We start from the raw sequence: 13,916 nt of genomic DNA on the forward strand, positions 1-13,916 counted from the left end.
GCGGGCATCCGCGAGATCGCCACGGGCGCCGACGAGCTCTCGGCCGGTGCGAACGAACTCGCCGGCGGAGCTGACCAGATCGCCGAGGGCGGCGTCGCGCTCGCCTCGGGCGCGACGGCGGCCGCTGACGGCACGGACGACCTCGCCAGTGGCCTCGGCGACCTCGCCACGGGCGCGGGCACCGCGGCATCCGGCACCGACGACCTCGCGAACGGGATCGGCGCGCTCGGCGACGGCGCAGGCGAGCTCGCGGGCGGCATCGACCAGATCGCCGGCGGCACCGATGAGCTCGCCGGCGGCCTCGGCCAGGCTGTCGACGAGGTGCCCAGCTACAGCGACGATGAGGCGAATGACCTCGCGACGGTGGTCGCGAACCCCGTCGTCGCCGAAGGCACCAGCGACTCGTTCTTCGGCGCCTCGGCTGTGCCGCTGCTCGCGACGCTCGCGCTCTGGTTCGGCAGCCTCGCCTCGTTCATCGTGCTGCAGGCCATCCCCCGCACAGCGCTCGGCTCGCGCCGCTCGTCGGCCGCGCTCGCCCTCCGCGCCCTCGCCCCGGGTGCGATCGTCGGAGCCCTGCAGGGCGTGCTCGTCGCGGTCGTCGTGCAGATCGCCGCCGGCTACGACATGGCCGCCTGGTCGGTCTTCGCCGGTCTCTGCGTCGTCGCGGGCATCGCGTTCGCCGCCGTCAACCACGCCCTCGTCGCCGTCTTCGGTGGCGTCGGGCGCTGGATCGCCGCGCTCGTGGGCGTCTTCGTGATCGCGACCGGCGTGGTCTCGACGGTGCCCGGCGTGCTCGCCGACATCGCTGGCATCCTGCCCACCGCGCCCGCGTACAACTCGATGCTCTCCGCCCTGACCGAGGTCGACGGCGTCGCCGCCGGCGTGACGGGGCTCATCGTGTGGGCCGTGCTCGCATTCATCGTGAGCATCGTCGCGGTGGCCCGCCACCGTTCGACCTCCGCCCAGGCGGTGCTGGCGCAGCCGGCCTGACCCGGCCCACGCTCACGCGACGCCCTCGACCTCCAGGTCGGGGGCGTTCGTGTGTGCCGTTCGTGTGTGCGGTGAGCGCCGCGTCAGAGCACGCCGTGCTCGAGGAGAACGTCGCGGACCAGCTCCGCGTACCGGCGGTCGCCGTGACGGGTCGGATGCACGCCGTCGGACGCGAGCGGAAGATCCCAGTCCAGCGCCGACACGTACGTGAAGCCATGCGCCCGCGCGGCCGCCTCCAGCGCCCCGTCGACGGCGGACTCACCGTCGCGCCCGGGCACGTCGAGGGGACCGAGGACGACCACGTCATCCGCGGCCGCGGCCGCGTCGAAGACCTCCCCGACCGCCACCTCGAGCGTGTCGGCATCCGCGAACACGTCGTTGAGTCCGCCCTGCAGCACGAGGGTCTGCGCTCCGTCCGCGGCGCGGTCGATGCGGTCGACGAAGGAGTTCGGTCCACACGCGCCGCGATTGGCGTAGCCCGTGAAGGGCACGGCATCCAGGATCACGTGAGCGTCGGGCGCGATCTCGACGAGGACGTCGGTCCAGCGCGTGCCGCGATCATCGAGGGTGTCGCCGGCCGAGTACGAGTCGCCGAGCACCGTGATCGGCACGCTGCCCGACCCGAGCCTCTCGACCTCGCCATAGCGCTCCTGATACGCACGGATGTCGTCGCATCCGGGCGGCTCGGTCGGGCGGGTCAGGGCGACGGCGCTCGCCACGGCGGCGACGACGAGGACGACCCCCGCCGCCGCGATCAGCGCACGCCGCCGGACGATCAGCTCAGGCCGCTGTAGGAGTGCAGACCCTGGAAGAACTGGTTGACGATCGTGAAGTTGAACAGCACCGCGCAGAACCCGACGATCGAGAGCCACGCCGAGCGGGTGCCGCGCCAGCCGCGCGTCGCGCGGGCGTGGATGTAGCCGGCGTAGAGCACCCAGATGACGAAGGTCCAGACTTCCTTCGTGTCGAAGCCCCAGTAGCGTCCCCACGCATCGTTCGCCCAGATGGCGCCGGCGATCAGGGTGAACGTCCACAGGACGAAGCCGATGATCGCGAAGCGGTACGCGAGGGACTCGAGCACCTCGGCGCTCGGCAGGGTGCGCAGGAACGGGAGCTTCGTGCGTGAGGTCTCGCCCGACTCGGCCGCGGCGATCGCGAGACGCTCGCGGCGCGACTGGAGCAGCTGCACGACCGACAGCGCGAACGCGATCGCGAGGAACGCCGACGCGAGCGAGGCGACGAAGACGTGGATGACGAGCCAGATGCTCTTCAGCGGGTCGGAGAGCGGCACCACCTCGACGTAGTACGCGAGGGCGGCGCCGCCGAGCAGCACGACGATGAGCCCGTTGACGAACGCCCCGAGGAAGCGCAGGTCGTACTTGACGAGCACCCCGAGGAACACGGCGATGACCAGCAGCGTGCCGGTGAGGGCGAACTCGTAGTTGTTCGACCACGGCACCCGCTCGGCCGCGATGCCGCGCGTCACGGTGGCACCGAGGTGGAACAGGAACCCGAGCCCGGTCAGCACGGTGCCCAGGCGCGCGAAGAGGTAGCGGGCGCGCTGCGACGGCTTCGCCTCGAGGGCGGCCTTCGCGGCAGCCTCCTCGGCACGGATCTCGTCGATCGTCTGGCCGCCGGCGCCCACGAGGATGCGGGCAGGCGCCGCCTGCTTCGCGTCCTGTGCCTGAAGCGCCAGGTCGGAGCGGCGAGCGAGGTCGACCGTGAAGGCGAGAAAGCCGAGCGTGTAGATGGCCACGGCCGTCCACAGCAGCAGGACAGACAGGTCATCGAGAGACATCGAGATCCTCCGAGAATGTGGGGTTGGTCAATTCTACGTTCCCACCCTGGGTCAGGCGGTGGGTCGGGATGCCGCGGGGGCTCCGCTGAGCGCCTCGGTGTGGTCGCGGCGGAGTTCGGCGACGGCCACGGCGATAGCCGGGTCCTCGCCGCGGGCGAGACCCGCGTACTCGATGCGGACCGTGTCGCCCTCGGGGGTCGCCTTCACCCACATGCGCCGGCGGGGCACGAACAGCGCCGCGAACAGGCCGGCGAGAGCGAGGATCGCGAACACGAGCACCCAGGTGGCTCCCGCGTCGTTGTGGATCGAGAGCGAGACGTAGCGCTTCACCGGCTCGTCCGTGCCGTTGCCGGTCTCGTCGTCGAAGGAGATGGTGCCGAGACCGTCGGGCAGGTCGACGGTGTCGCCGGGCGCAAGCTCGAGCGAGCTCTGCCCCGAGTCACCGCCGGCGAGCTGCTCCATGCCGGTGGGGTCGAGCGCGTACACCGAACGCGGCGTGCCGTCGTCGATGCCGAGATCGCCGGCGTAGACCCAGAACGTCATGGTGGGGTTCAGCAGGTCGCCGTAGGCGGATGTCAGCGCACCGGTGTCGAGGGAAGCGGCGGTCGGGTAGAAGAACCCGACGAGGCCGAGCTGCTCGCTGAGGCCGTCGGCGATCTTCACCACGCCCTGTGAGGTCATGTTCCCGTCCTGCGGCAGGAACGGCACCGACTCGCTGAAGACGACCTCGCCGTCGGGGTCACGCACCGTGATCGTCGGCGCGTAGCCGTTGCCCATCAGGTAGATGCGGTCGCCTGCCATCGTGATCGGGTGGTTGACGCGGATGACCTCTTCCTGAGCGTCCTCGCCGGGGAACCTGGTGGTCACGTTCGCAGCGAAGTCGCCCGACTGTCCCTGCCCCGCCTGACCGAGCGGCGTGTAGGTGACGTCGAACTCGTCGAGCTCGATCGAGTACGGCGTGAGCCCGTCGCGATCGACGAACACGCCGGGGTTGAACGAGGTGTAGCCGAGGCCGAGCGAGTTCACGAAACCGTCGCCCTCGGTGATGACGGTCTGGCCGGTGTAGGTGAACCCGCCACCGATGCCGAAGGAGATCAGGATGCCGACGAGCGCACCGTGGAAGAGCAGGTTGCCGGTCTCACGGATATAGCCGCGCTCGGCGGACACCGAGAAGCCACCGGAGGTGTCGTACCGCTCGACCCGGTAGCGCGACGACCGGAGCTGCGCCTGCGCGAGGTCGACGGCGTGCGACGCGTACGACGCGGCATCGTCCCCCTCGGGCACGGTCACGACGATCTCATCGTGGTCGTCGAGTCGGGACAGGCGCGCGGGGGTGCGCGGCGGCTGCTGACGGAGCGCCTTCCAGTGGTGCTTCGTACGCGGGAGCACGCAGCCGATGAGCGAGACGAACAGCAGGATGTAGATCGACGAGAACCACACCGACGTGTAAACGTCGAACAGCTGCAGCGCCTCGAAGAGGTCGACGAGGTCGGGGTTGTTCGTCTTCCACTGGGTGACGCCGTTGGGGTCGGCGCTGCGCTGCGGCACGAGTGAACCGGGGATCGCGGCGATGGCGAGCAGGAGCAGCAGCACGAGGGCCGTCCGCATGCTGGTCAGCTGACGCCAGCCCCAGCGCAGCCAGCCGACGAATCCGAGCTGTGGCCCGGTGGGGGCGGATGCCGGGGCGTCGCCGCTGCGGTCGAGGTGATCGCTGGGCCGCAGCGGGCCGTCGACGACGTCGGGGCGATCAGAGGAAGGTCGGGACACCGGCCACCACTCCTTGGAAGACGGACATGATCGCGGTCCACAGTCCGGTCACCATGAGGATGCCGAGGGCGATGAGCAGAGCTCCGCCGACGATGTTCACGATGCGGATGTGGCGCCGCACGAAGGCCACCGAACGGGTGGCCCAATTCGCCCCGAGGGCGAGGAGGACGAACGGCAGACCGAGACCCAGCGAATACGCGACGGCGAGGACGCCGGCGCGGACGGGGTCGGCCTGCGAGTACGCCATGCTGAGGATCACCGCGAGAGTGGGGCCGATGCACGGCGCCCAGCCGATGCCCATCGCAAGTCCCAGCAGCGGCGCCCCGGCGAGGCCGAGGTTCTGACGCAGCTGCGGGCGGAAGATCCGCTGCGCGAAGCCGAACAGCCCGATGAACACGAAGCCCAGTAGGATCACGACGACCCCGAGCACGCGCGTGATGGCGTCCTGATACTGGATGAACACCCGTCCGAGCGACCCGGCGAAAACGCCCATCGCGAGGAAGACGACGGTGAACCCGGCGATGAACAGCGCCACGCCCCAGACCAGCCGCCCCTTACCGGGCGCCGTGGTGGCGATCGTGGTCGTCACCCCCGCGCCGCCGGCGGCGCGCGCACGGCGCTCCTCACGCGGTGCGACGGCACCGCCGAGGAAGCCGAGATAGCCCGGCACGAGGGGCAGCACGCACGGCGAGAGGAACGAGACGAGCCCGGCGAGAGCGGCGATCGGGATCGCGAACCAGAGTGCTCCGTCGGCGACGATCGACCCGGAGCTCACTGCTCCTCCGCGAGCGTGTCCTTGACGAGGGTCTGCAGGATCGAGGCGCTCTGCAGCTGGCCGAACAGGCTGGCGGCGACCCGACCCTCCCGGTCGAGGACGAGCGTGGTGGGTGCGGCCTGCAGCGAGGTCCAATCGGCGAACGCGAGCTTCAGGTCGACGTCACCCCGGGCGAGGATCGACGGGTACGTGATGCCGTAGGTCTCGTCGAAGGATGCCGCCTGCTCCGGCCCGTCGTAGATGTTGACACCCAGGAACTCGGCGCCTGCCGCCTCGGTCTCCTCGTGCACGGACTGCAGGAGGGGCGCCTCGGCGCGGCACGGTCCGCACTGGGCGTACCAGAAGTTCAAGACGACGACGTCGCCGGCGTAGTCGGCGCTGGAGATCGTGGAGCCGTCGACGGCAGTGCCGGTGAACTCGACGGCGTCGCCCCTGCTCTCCGCCGGGATCTCGGTGACGCGACCGTCGCCGGAGATGAAGCCCTGGTTGCGGCCTTCCTCGTAGGTCTCGCGGAGGTCGTCGTTCTCACTGGTGCACGCCGACAGGGTGACGGCGAGCGCGAGCGCGGCAGCGGCGGCGAGGGCGCGGCGCATCACACGGCCCCCTCATCGACGGCGCCGGCGGTCGCGGCGGGTTCGACGTAGTCGACCTCACGCCACACGTCGCCGACGCGCTCGAAGCTCGTGATGCTCGACAGGCCGCAGCGGCGACGGCGCGGGTCGTGGCGGAGCGGGAGGCCCGCGACGGAGAGGTGCGTGATCCAGATCGGCAGCTGGTGCGAGACGATCACGGCATCGCCCGAGGGAGTGCGGTTCCAGGTGTCGAGCATCGCGGCCCGCATGCGCTCGACGACCTGGAGGTACGGCTCTCCCCAGCTGGGCAGGTTCGGGGTGCGCAGGTGCCACCAGTTGAGCGGGTTGCGCAAGGCGCGGGTCATGCGGCGCCCCTCGAAAACGTTCGTCGGCTCGATGACACGCGCATCGACGACGGGCTGGAGACCGAACACCTCCGCGAAGGGCGCTGCCGACTCGCGGGTGCGCTCGAGCGGAGAGCACACCAGGGCGCGGACGGGGCGGCCGGTCGACTTCAGGTGCTCGGCCGCCGATCGGGCCATGCCGCGGCCGTCGTCGCTCAGATGGAATTCGGGGAGCCGACCGTAAAGAACGCGGTCGGGGTTGTGTACCTCCCCATGGCGGACGAGATGGAGGCGGGCTGCAGGCACCCTGCGAGTCTACGAGGCGAGTGCTATGGGGGGCCTGAAAGAGCGCACGGCGGCTTCCGTCAGGCCGCGTCGGACTCCGGGTCGCGGTGGTCGACACTGAGGTGGCGCACGCGCACGACGATGAACCACACGATGGCGATCGCGACGACCGCGATCACGACGTACTGCAGGATGTCGGCGTACGTCTCCACGATGTGCCACGCCTCGCCGAGGTAGAACCCCGCCAGAACGAAGGCGGTGTTCCAGATCAGGGAACCGGCGAGAGTGAGCAGCCCGAAGCGCCACAGCGGCATCCGGACGACACCCGCGGGGATCGAGATGAGACTCCGGAAGATCGGGATCATCCGCCCGAAGAAGACCGCCTTGCCGCCGTGACGGTCGAACCAGGCGACGGTGCGGTCGACGTCCTCGACCTTGATGAGCGGCATCCGGGATGCGATGGAGCGCAGCCGTCGCAGGCCCAGCCAGGCTCCCAGCCCGTAGAGCGCGAGGGCGCCGACGATCGAGCCGAGCGTCGTCCAGATGATCGCCTCGGCGAGCGTGAAGGCGCCGCGGCTGGCCGCGAGGCCCGCCATCGGCAGGATCGCCTCGCTGGGGAGCGGCGGGAACAGGTTCTCGAGCGCGATCGCGAGACCGGCGCCGACGGGACCGATGACGTCCATGAGGCCGACGACGGCGTCGACGAGGGAACTGAGCCAGGAGCCATCGGAGGTCGTCGTCATGCTCTCAGGCTAGGGGAACCTCGGTGAACGGACGGTGGGAGCGGCCCCCGCGTAGACTCTCCCCTTGTGAGTGAACGCGTTCTCGTCCAGCAGCTGCAGTCCCGTGAAGACGGTCCCGTCTCGGTGTCCGGATGGGTGGAAACCGTCCGTGATCAGAAGAAGGTGCAGTTCGTCATCCTCCGCGACGAGACCGGGGCGGTGCAGCTGGTCAACCCGGCCACCCGTCCGGCTGAGGACGGCAGTGAGCAGGATGCCGACGCGCTCGCCCTGACCGAGCTGATCTCGGGCCTGACGACCGGCACTTTCCTGACCGCGACCGGCGTGCTCAAGCACGACGAGCGCGTGAAGCTCGGCGGTGTCGAGATCAAGATCGGCGCCCTCGAGATCGCGGCATCCGCTCTGCCGGAGACCCCCATCGCCGCCGACAGCGGTCTCGACAAGCGCATGGACTGGCGCTTCCTCGACCTCCGCCAGCGCCGCAACAACCTCATCTTCCGCGTGCAGACGACCCTCGAGCACGCCATGCGCACCTATTGGATCGAGCGCGATTACATCGAGATCCACTCCCCCAAGCTCATGGCCTCGGCGTCGGAGTCTGCGGCGGAGCTGTTCGAGGTGCCCTACTTCGAGGACAAGACGGCCTACCTCGCGCAGAGCCCGCAGTTCTTCAAGCAGATGGCGCAGTCGGCCGGCTTCGGCAAGATCTTCGAGATCGGCGACGTGTTCCGCGCCGACCCGTCGTTCACGTCGCGCCACGCCACCGAGTTCACCTCGATCGACGCGGAGATCAGCTGGATCGACTCGCACGAAGACGTCGCCGCGATGCAGGAGGAGCTCCTGCAGTTCGCGTTCCAGGCGGTGAAGGACAAGCACGGCGCCGAGATCACCGAGCTGTTCGGCGTCGAGGTGCAGGTGCCGGCCACGCCGTTCCCGCGCATCCCGCTCGCCGAAGCCCGCGACATCGTCGCCGCCCGCGGCTACGAGATCCCCCGCACCGACGGCGACCTCGACCCCGAGGGCGAGCGCCAGATCTCGGCGCACGTCGCCGAGACGTACGGCCACCAGTTCGTGTTCATCACCGACTACCACCCCGAGATCCGCGCGTTCTACCACATGCGCGATGAGGAGACCGGGCTCACCAAGTCGTACGACCTGCTGTTCAACGGTGTCGAGATCACCACGGGCGCGCAGCGCGAGCACCGCGTCGACGTGCTCATCGAGCAGGCCAAGGAGAAGGGTCTCGACCCCGAGCACCTCGACTTCTACCTCGACTTCTTCCGTTACGGCGCCCCGCCCCACGGCGGCTTCGGCATGGGCCTCGCGCGTGTGCTCATGCTGCTGCTCGGCGAATCGTCGATCCGCGAGGTCACCTACCTCTTCCGCGGACCGACACGGCTCGCCCCGTAAGCGAACCGCCCGCGCAGTGCCGTAACGTGGCTCGCTCCGACTCGGAGGGAGAACCGGTATGTGGCAGGACTGGCTGACGTTCGGCATCGCCGTGGCCGTGGTGGTGATCGCGACGTTCGTCGTCGCGGCGATCGTGTCGGTGATCGTCAAGCAGTTCGCCAAGCACCACCGGTGGGCCGAGGTGCTGATCCGGCACTCGCGGCATCCGTTCCGCGGCATCCTCCTCGTCGGCGGGCTCTGGGGCGGGACGGCGGCGGCCTTCCCGCTGCGCGACTGGCTGCCCGTCCTCTCGCACGTGTTCGCGATCCTCACGATTGCCGTGAGCGCCTGGTTCCTCGCCTCGCTCGTGATGGTGGTCACCGACGTCGCTCTCGGCCGCTACCGCATCGACGTCCCCGACAACCGCGTCGCCCGCCGCATCCGCACCCAGATGCTCATCGTCCGCCGGCTCGCGATCGCCCTCATCGTGGTCATCGCGATCGGTGCGGCCCTGCTCACCTTCGACGCCGTCCGGGCCGTCGGGGCGAGCGTCCTGGCCTCGGCCGGTATCGCCTCCGTCGTCGCGGGTCTTGCCGCCCAATCGGTGCTCGCCAACGTCTTCGCCGGCCTCCAGCTCGTCTTCAGCGACGCCCTCCGCGTCGATGACGTCGTCGTCGCCGACGGCGAATGGGGGCGCGTCGGCGAGATCACGCTGAGCTACGTCGTCCTCGACCTCTGGGATGACCGTCGCCTCGTCCTCCCCTGCACCTACTTCACGACCACGCCCTTCGAGAACTGGACCCGGCGCGGCTCAGAGCTGCTCGGCGCCGTCGAGATGGACCTCGACTGGCGGGTCTCCCCCGAGGCGATGCGCGCCCACCTGAACGAGGTGCTCGCCGACACCGACCTCTACGACGGACGAGCCTCGGTGCTCCAGGTCACCGACGCCGTCGGCGGCTACGTGCGCGTGCGCATCCTCGTCACCGCAAAGGACGCCCCGACCCTGTTCGACCTGCGCTGCATGGTGCGCGAAGCGATGGTGCTGTTCGTGCAGCGGTCCCTGCCCGACGCGCTCCCCGCTCAGCGCGTGCTGCTGGGGGATGCCGCGCCGGCATCCCCCACAGAAGGCCCCGCACGCGGGGCAAGCTCCCACGAGGGCCTGTTCACCGGGAGCGTCGAGGCCGAGCGGCGCGCGAGCACGTTCACGAACGCGATCCCGGTGGTGGACCCAGCGGGCGACGAGCCTCGCTGACCCATCCCGTCGCCGGGCCGTCACCCGCCGTTCACCCTCTCCGCGCCGACCGGTCATCCGGCGCCCGTAGCTTCCCCTCGTCCCCCCCGATGCGTCGCGTCACCCGTGCGCGCCGCAGGGCCATCTGAGAGGAAGTCCATGTCCCGTCCCCGTTCGCGTCGCGCCCTCACCGCCGTCGCGCTCACCGCCGTCGCAGCCCTGTCGTTCGCCGCCTGCGCCGCCACCCCCGACACCGAGAACGCCGCCGCAGAAGACGATGTCGCCACGACGGCGACCAGCGTCGCCGACTTCGGCTCGTTCGAAGAGCTCGAGACTGCCGCCAAGGCCGAAGGCCAGCTGAACGTCATCGCCCTCCCCCGCGACTGGGCGAACTACGGTGAGATCCTCGACCTGTTCGCCGAGCGTTACCCCGAGATCCAGATCAACGAGCAGTCTCCCGACGTGTCGAGCGCCGAGGAGATCACCGCGGCCGAGACCAACAAGGGTCTCGACACCGCCCCCGACGTGTTCGACCTGGGCCTGACCGTCGCCCTGCAGAGCACGGAGCACTTCGCGCCGTACAAGGTGCAGACGTGGGATGACATCCCCGACGCCCTCAAGGAGCCGAGCGGCCTGTTCGTCGGCGACTACGGCGGGTACATGTCCGTCGGCTTCGACTCGGCGCGCTTCGACGCCCCCGCCGAGCTCGCGGACCTGCTCGGCGACGAGTACCGCGGAGCCGTGGCGATCAACGGCGACCCGACCCAGGCCGGAGCCGCTTTCGCCGCCGTCGGCCTCGCCTCGGTGCAGTCCGGCGGGTCGCTCGACGACTTCCAGCCCGGCATCGACTTCTTCACCGACCTCAACAAGGCCGGCAACATGCTGAAGCTCGACGTCACGAGCGCCACCGTCGCGAGCGGCGAGACGCCCGTCGTCTTCGACTGGGACTACCTGAACGCCGCACACAAGGCCGACCTCCCCACCTGGGAGACGGTGGTCTTCGACGGCATCGGCTATGCCGGGTACTACAACCAGGCCATCAACGTCGACGCGCCGAACCCGGCCGCCGCGCGCCTGTGGCAGGAGTTCCTGTACAGCGACGAGGTGCAGAACCTGTGGCTGAAGGGCGGCGCTCGCCCGGTGCGCATGGAGGCCATGATCGAGGCCGGCACGATCGACGAAGCCCTCGCCGCGGCCCTGCCCGAGACGCCGGCGGAGACCGTCGTCCCCACCGAGGCGCAGTCGACCGCCGCCGGTGAGCTGCTCGGCGCGAACTGGGCTGCCGCAGTCCAGTGACCGTCGATACACGCACCAGCCGGGGCGCCTCGCGCCCCGGCTGGTCGTGGGTCGGGCTCGCGCCTTTCGCGCTCTACCTCGCCCTCTTCCTCGTCCTTCCCACCGTCCTCGCCCTCCTCACCGGCTTCTTCGACGCCGACGGGGCGTTCACCCTCGACAACCTCGCCGCACTCGGCGACCCGGTCGTGCTGACCACGTTCGCGAACTCCACCTGGGTGTCGCTCCTCACCGCCGCGATCGGCGCGATCGTCGGAGCCCTGGTGTGCTTCGCGATGCTGGGCTTACCCGCGGGCGGCGTCGTCCGCACGACGGTGGATGCGGCATCCGGTGTCCTCGCCCAGTTCGGGGGCGTGATGCTCGCGTTCGTGCTCATCGCGACGATCGGCACGCAGGGGGTCGTCACCCGACTGCTGCGCGACCTCCTCGGGATCGACATCTTCGCCGGCGGCGCGTGGATCTATGCCCTACCCGGTCTCATCCCGGCCTACATCGTCTTCCAGGTGCCCCTCATGATCATCACGTTCATGCCCGCCCTCGCGGCCCTGAAGCCGCAATGGGTGGAAGCCCACCTCACCCTCGGCGGCACCCGCGCGACCTTCTGGCCGACGATCGGCTTCCCCGTCCTCGCGCCCTCGTTCCTCGCGAGCTTCCTGCTGCTGTTCGCGAACGCGTTCTCGTCCTACGCGACCGCGGCAGCCCTCGCCAGCCAGGGGTCGCAGATCGTGCCGCTCCAGATCCGCACGGCCCTGACCAGTGAGACCGTGCTCGGTCGCGACAACCTCGCCGGGGCACTCGCCCTCGGCATGATCGTGGTCGTCGGCGCGGTCATGGCCGTCTACGCGCTCATCCAGCGCCGGGCGTCGAGGTGGCAGGCATGAGTTCCGCGCTCGCTCCCTCGCGCACCGTCCGCTGGATCATCGGCCTCTCGGTGGGGCTCGTGTTCGCGGTGCCGTTCGCGGCGACCGCGCTGTTCACGATCACCTCGCCCGAGGGCATCACCTTCGAGCGCTGGGCGGCCCTGTTCGACCCGGCCCTGGCCGCGAAATACCGCCCGGTGTGGACGGGACTGGTCAACTCGCTGATCCTCGCGCTGGTGACCGTCGCGATCGTCCTGCTGCTGGTCGCCCCGACGATGGTGCTCGTCTCCCTGCGCTTCCCGCGGCTGCGGCGGGCGTTCGAATTCCTGGCCCTGCTGCCGATCACCATCCCCGCGATCGTCCTCGTCGTCGGGTTCGCACCGATCTACCTGCAGATCGGGCGCACCTTCGGCACCGGAGCGTGGACCCTCGCGTTCGCCTACGGGGTGCTCGTCCTCCCGTTCGCGTACCGCTCGATCCAGGCCTCCATCGACGCGATCGACCTCCGCACCCTCTCCGAGGCCGCCCGCACCCTGGGTGCCGGCTGGCCGACGGTGCTGCTGCGGGTCGTGGCGCCGAACCTCCGACAGGGGCTGCTCGCGGCATCCCTCATCTCGGTCGCCGTCGTCCTCGGCGAGTTCACCATCGCGTCGCTGCTGAACCGTCAGGTGCTGCAGACCGGTCTCGTCGTCATCAACAAGCAGGACGCCTGGGCGTCCGCCATCTTCACCCTGCTCGCCCTCGCCTTCGCCTTCGTCCTGCTGCTGATCATCGGCCGGGCCGGACGCGCCGGCTCCGGAAGGAACCCCTCGTGACCGACAGCCCGACCGCCACCACGACCAGCAGCGTCGAACTACGAGGCATCGTCAAGGACTACGGCCCCACCCGGGTGCTGCACGGCGTCGACCTCGACGTCGCCGCCGGCGAGTTCGTCTCGCTGCTGGGCCCCTCGGGGTGCGGCAAGACGACGGCGCTCCGCGTGATCTCCGGGCTCGAGCACGCGACGGCGGGCTCCGTCGCCTTCGGCGGCGCCGACGTGTCACGGATCCCCACGAACAAGCGCGACATCGGCATGGTGTTCCAGGCCTACTCGCTCTTCCCTCATCTGAAGGTGATCGAGAACGTCGCTTTCGGTCTGCGCCGACGGCGAGTGGATGCCGCGTCCGCCCGGCACCGGTCGGGCGAGGCCCTCGACCTCGTCGGTCTCGGACACCTGGCCGATCGCTTCCCGCACCAGCTCTCGGGAGGTCAGCAGCAGCGCGTCGCGCTCGCCCGCGCGCTCGTCACCGAGCCGCGCGTGCTCCTGCTCGACGAGCCGCTCTCCGCGCTGGATGCGAAGGTGCGCGTGCAGCTGCGCGACGAGATCCGCCGCATCCAGCTGCGCCTCGGCACGACGACCGTCTTCGTGACGCACGACCAGGAGGAGGCCCTCGCCGTCTCCGACCGGATCGCGGTGATGGATGCCGGGCGGATCGAGCAGATCGGCACCCCCGAAGACCTGTACCTCCGCCCGAGCACGCCGCGCGTCGCCGCGTTCGTGGGCCTGTCGAGCACCGTGCCCGGCACGGCGCAGGGCGGGACCGTGACGGTGTGGGACACCGCACTGCCGGTGCAGGGGGCGGGCGCCGACGGCCCGGTCGAGGTGCTCGTGCGTCCCGAGAACGTGCTGCTCGTCCCTGACGGGTCGGGAGTGGCGGCGGTCGTCGAGGAGAGCATCTTCCTCGGCAGTATGCGGCGCACTCTCGTGCGCACCGAGGACGGCGCCCTGGTGCGGGTCCAGCACGCCGCCGACGAGCGGCTGGAATACGGCGAGCGCGTGCGCATCGCCCTGGCGAGCGTGCCGGTCGCGGTGCGCGCGGCGCTCTGACCGGT

The 13,916-nt window shown here is 70.2% G+C and carries 13 protein-coding genes and 1 pseudogene; 7 read left to right on the plus strand and 7 right to left on the minus strand.

Annotated elements, in window-relative coordinates; genetic code table 11:
- Positions 1–990 (plus strand): annotated as a pseudogene (locus ACHFGS_RS01110) (hypothetical protein); the annotation flags it as partial.
- Positions 991–1,073: 83 nt separating this feature from the next.
- Here the strand turns inward: ACHFGS_RS01110 and ACHFGS_RS01115 are convergent.
- The 7 genes from ACHFGS_RS01115 to ACHFGS_RS01145 are packed head-to-tail and all read right to left on the minus strand — an operon-like array spanning position 1,074 to position 7,274.
- Positions 1,074–1,709, minus strand: coding sequence for an SGNH/GDSL hydrolase family protein (locus ACHFGS_RS01115; protein WP_394278682.1), 636 nt, complete (start codon positions 1,707–1,709; stop codon positions 1,074–1,076).
- Positions 1,710–1,765: 56 nt separating this feature from the next.
- Complete coding sequence (gene ccsB, locus ACHFGS_RS01120; RefSeq protein ID WP_394278681.1) at positions 1,766–2,788, minus strand: c-type cytochrome biogenesis protein CcsB; 1,023 nt, start codon at positions 2,786–2,788, stop codon at positions 1,766–1,768.
- 51 nt (positions 2,789–2,839) lie between these two features.
- Complete coding sequence (locus ACHFGS_RS01125) at positions 2,840–4,555, minus strand: cytochrome c biogenesis protein ResB (RefSeq protein WP_394278680.1); 1,716 nt, start codon at positions 4,553–4,555, stop codon at positions 2,840–2,842.
- Positions 4,536–5,330, minus strand: coding sequence for a cytochrome c biogenesis CcdA family protein (locus ACHFGS_RS01130; RefSeq protein ID WP_394278679.1), 795 nt, complete (start codon positions 5,328–5,330; stop codon positions 4,536–4,538). The genes ACHFGS_RS01125 and ACHFGS_RS01130 overlap by 20 nt, the downstream gene beginning before the upstream one ends.
- Positions 5,327–5,923, minus strand: a complete 597-nt coding sequence (locus ACHFGS_RS01135; RefSeq protein WP_394278678.1) for a TlpA family protein disulfide reductase — start codon at positions 5,921–5,923, stop codon at positions 5,327–5,329. Before ACHFGS_RS01135 ends, ACHFGS_RS01130 begins: the two co-directional genes overlap by 4 nt.
- Positions 5,923–6,552 carry a histidine phosphatase family protein gene (locus ACHFGS_RS01140; RefSeq protein WP_394278677.1) on the minus strand — a complete coding sequence of 210 codons (630 nt, stop codon included), beginning with the start codon at positions 6,550–6,552 and terminating at the stop codon, positions 5,923–5,925. The genes ACHFGS_RS01135 and ACHFGS_RS01140 overlap by 1 nt, the downstream gene beginning before the upstream one ends.
- 59 nt (positions 6,553–6,611) lie before the next feature.
- A complete protein-coding gene (locus ACHFGS_RS01145; protein WP_394278676.1) occupies positions 6,612–7,274 on the minus strand; it encodes a DedA family protein in 663 nt (220 codons plus the stop codon).
- Positions 7,275–7,340: 66 nt separating this feature from the next.
- On the opposite strand from ACHFGS_RS01145, the gene aspS reads away from it, so the two are divergent.
- From aspS to ACHFGS_RS01175, 6 genes are all read left to right on the plus strand, one after another.
- Positions 7,341–8,681 (plus strand): aspartate--tRNA(Asn) ligase, encoded by a 1,341-nt coding sequence (gene aspS / locus ACHFGS_RS01150; protein ID WP_394289070.1) that lies wholly within the window; start codon positions 7,341–7,343, stop codon positions 8,679–8,681.
- A gap of 58 nt (positions 8,682–8,739) precedes the next feature.
- Positions 8,740–9,912 carry a mechanosensitive ion channel family protein gene (locus ACHFGS_RS01155; protein ID WP_394279181.1) on the plus strand — a complete coding sequence of 391 codons (1,173 nt, stop codon included), beginning with the start codon at positions 8,740–8,742 and terminating at the stop codon, positions 9,910–9,912.
- A 138-nt stretch (positions 9,913–10,050) separates the two neighbouring features.
- Entirely contained in the window at positions 10,051–11,187 is a 1,137-nt protein-coding gene (locus ACHFGS_RS01160; protein ID WP_394279180.1) for an ABC transporter substrate-binding protein, read from the plus strand.
- A complete protein-coding gene (locus ACHFGS_RS01165) occupies positions 11,184–12,065 on the plus strand; it encodes an ABC transporter permease (protein WP_394279179.1) in 882 nt (293 codons plus the stop codon). Before ACHFGS_RS01160 ends, ACHFGS_RS01165 begins: the two co-directional genes overlap by 4 nt.
- Complete coding sequence (locus ACHFGS_RS01170; RefSeq protein WP_394279178.1) at positions 12,062–12,859, plus strand: ABC transporter permease; 798 nt, start codon at positions 12,062–12,064, stop codon at positions 12,857–12,859. The genes ACHFGS_RS01165 and ACHFGS_RS01170 overlap by 4 nt, the downstream gene beginning before the upstream one ends.
- Positions 12,856–13,911 (plus strand): ABC transporter ATP-binding protein, encoded by a 1,056-nt coding sequence (locus ACHFGS_RS01175; protein WP_394279177.1) that lies wholly within the window; start codon positions 12,856–12,858, stop codon positions 13,909–13,911. The genes ACHFGS_RS01170 and ACHFGS_RS01175 overlap by 4 nt, the downstream gene beginning before the upstream one ends.
- The last annotated feature ends 5 nt before the right edge of the window (positions 13,912–13,916 follow it).

Origin of the sequence: Microbacterium sp. (assembly GCF_043427715.1) — a bacterium.
GTDB lineage: Bacteria > Actinomycetota > Actinomycetes > Actinomycetales > Microbacteriaceae > Microbacterium.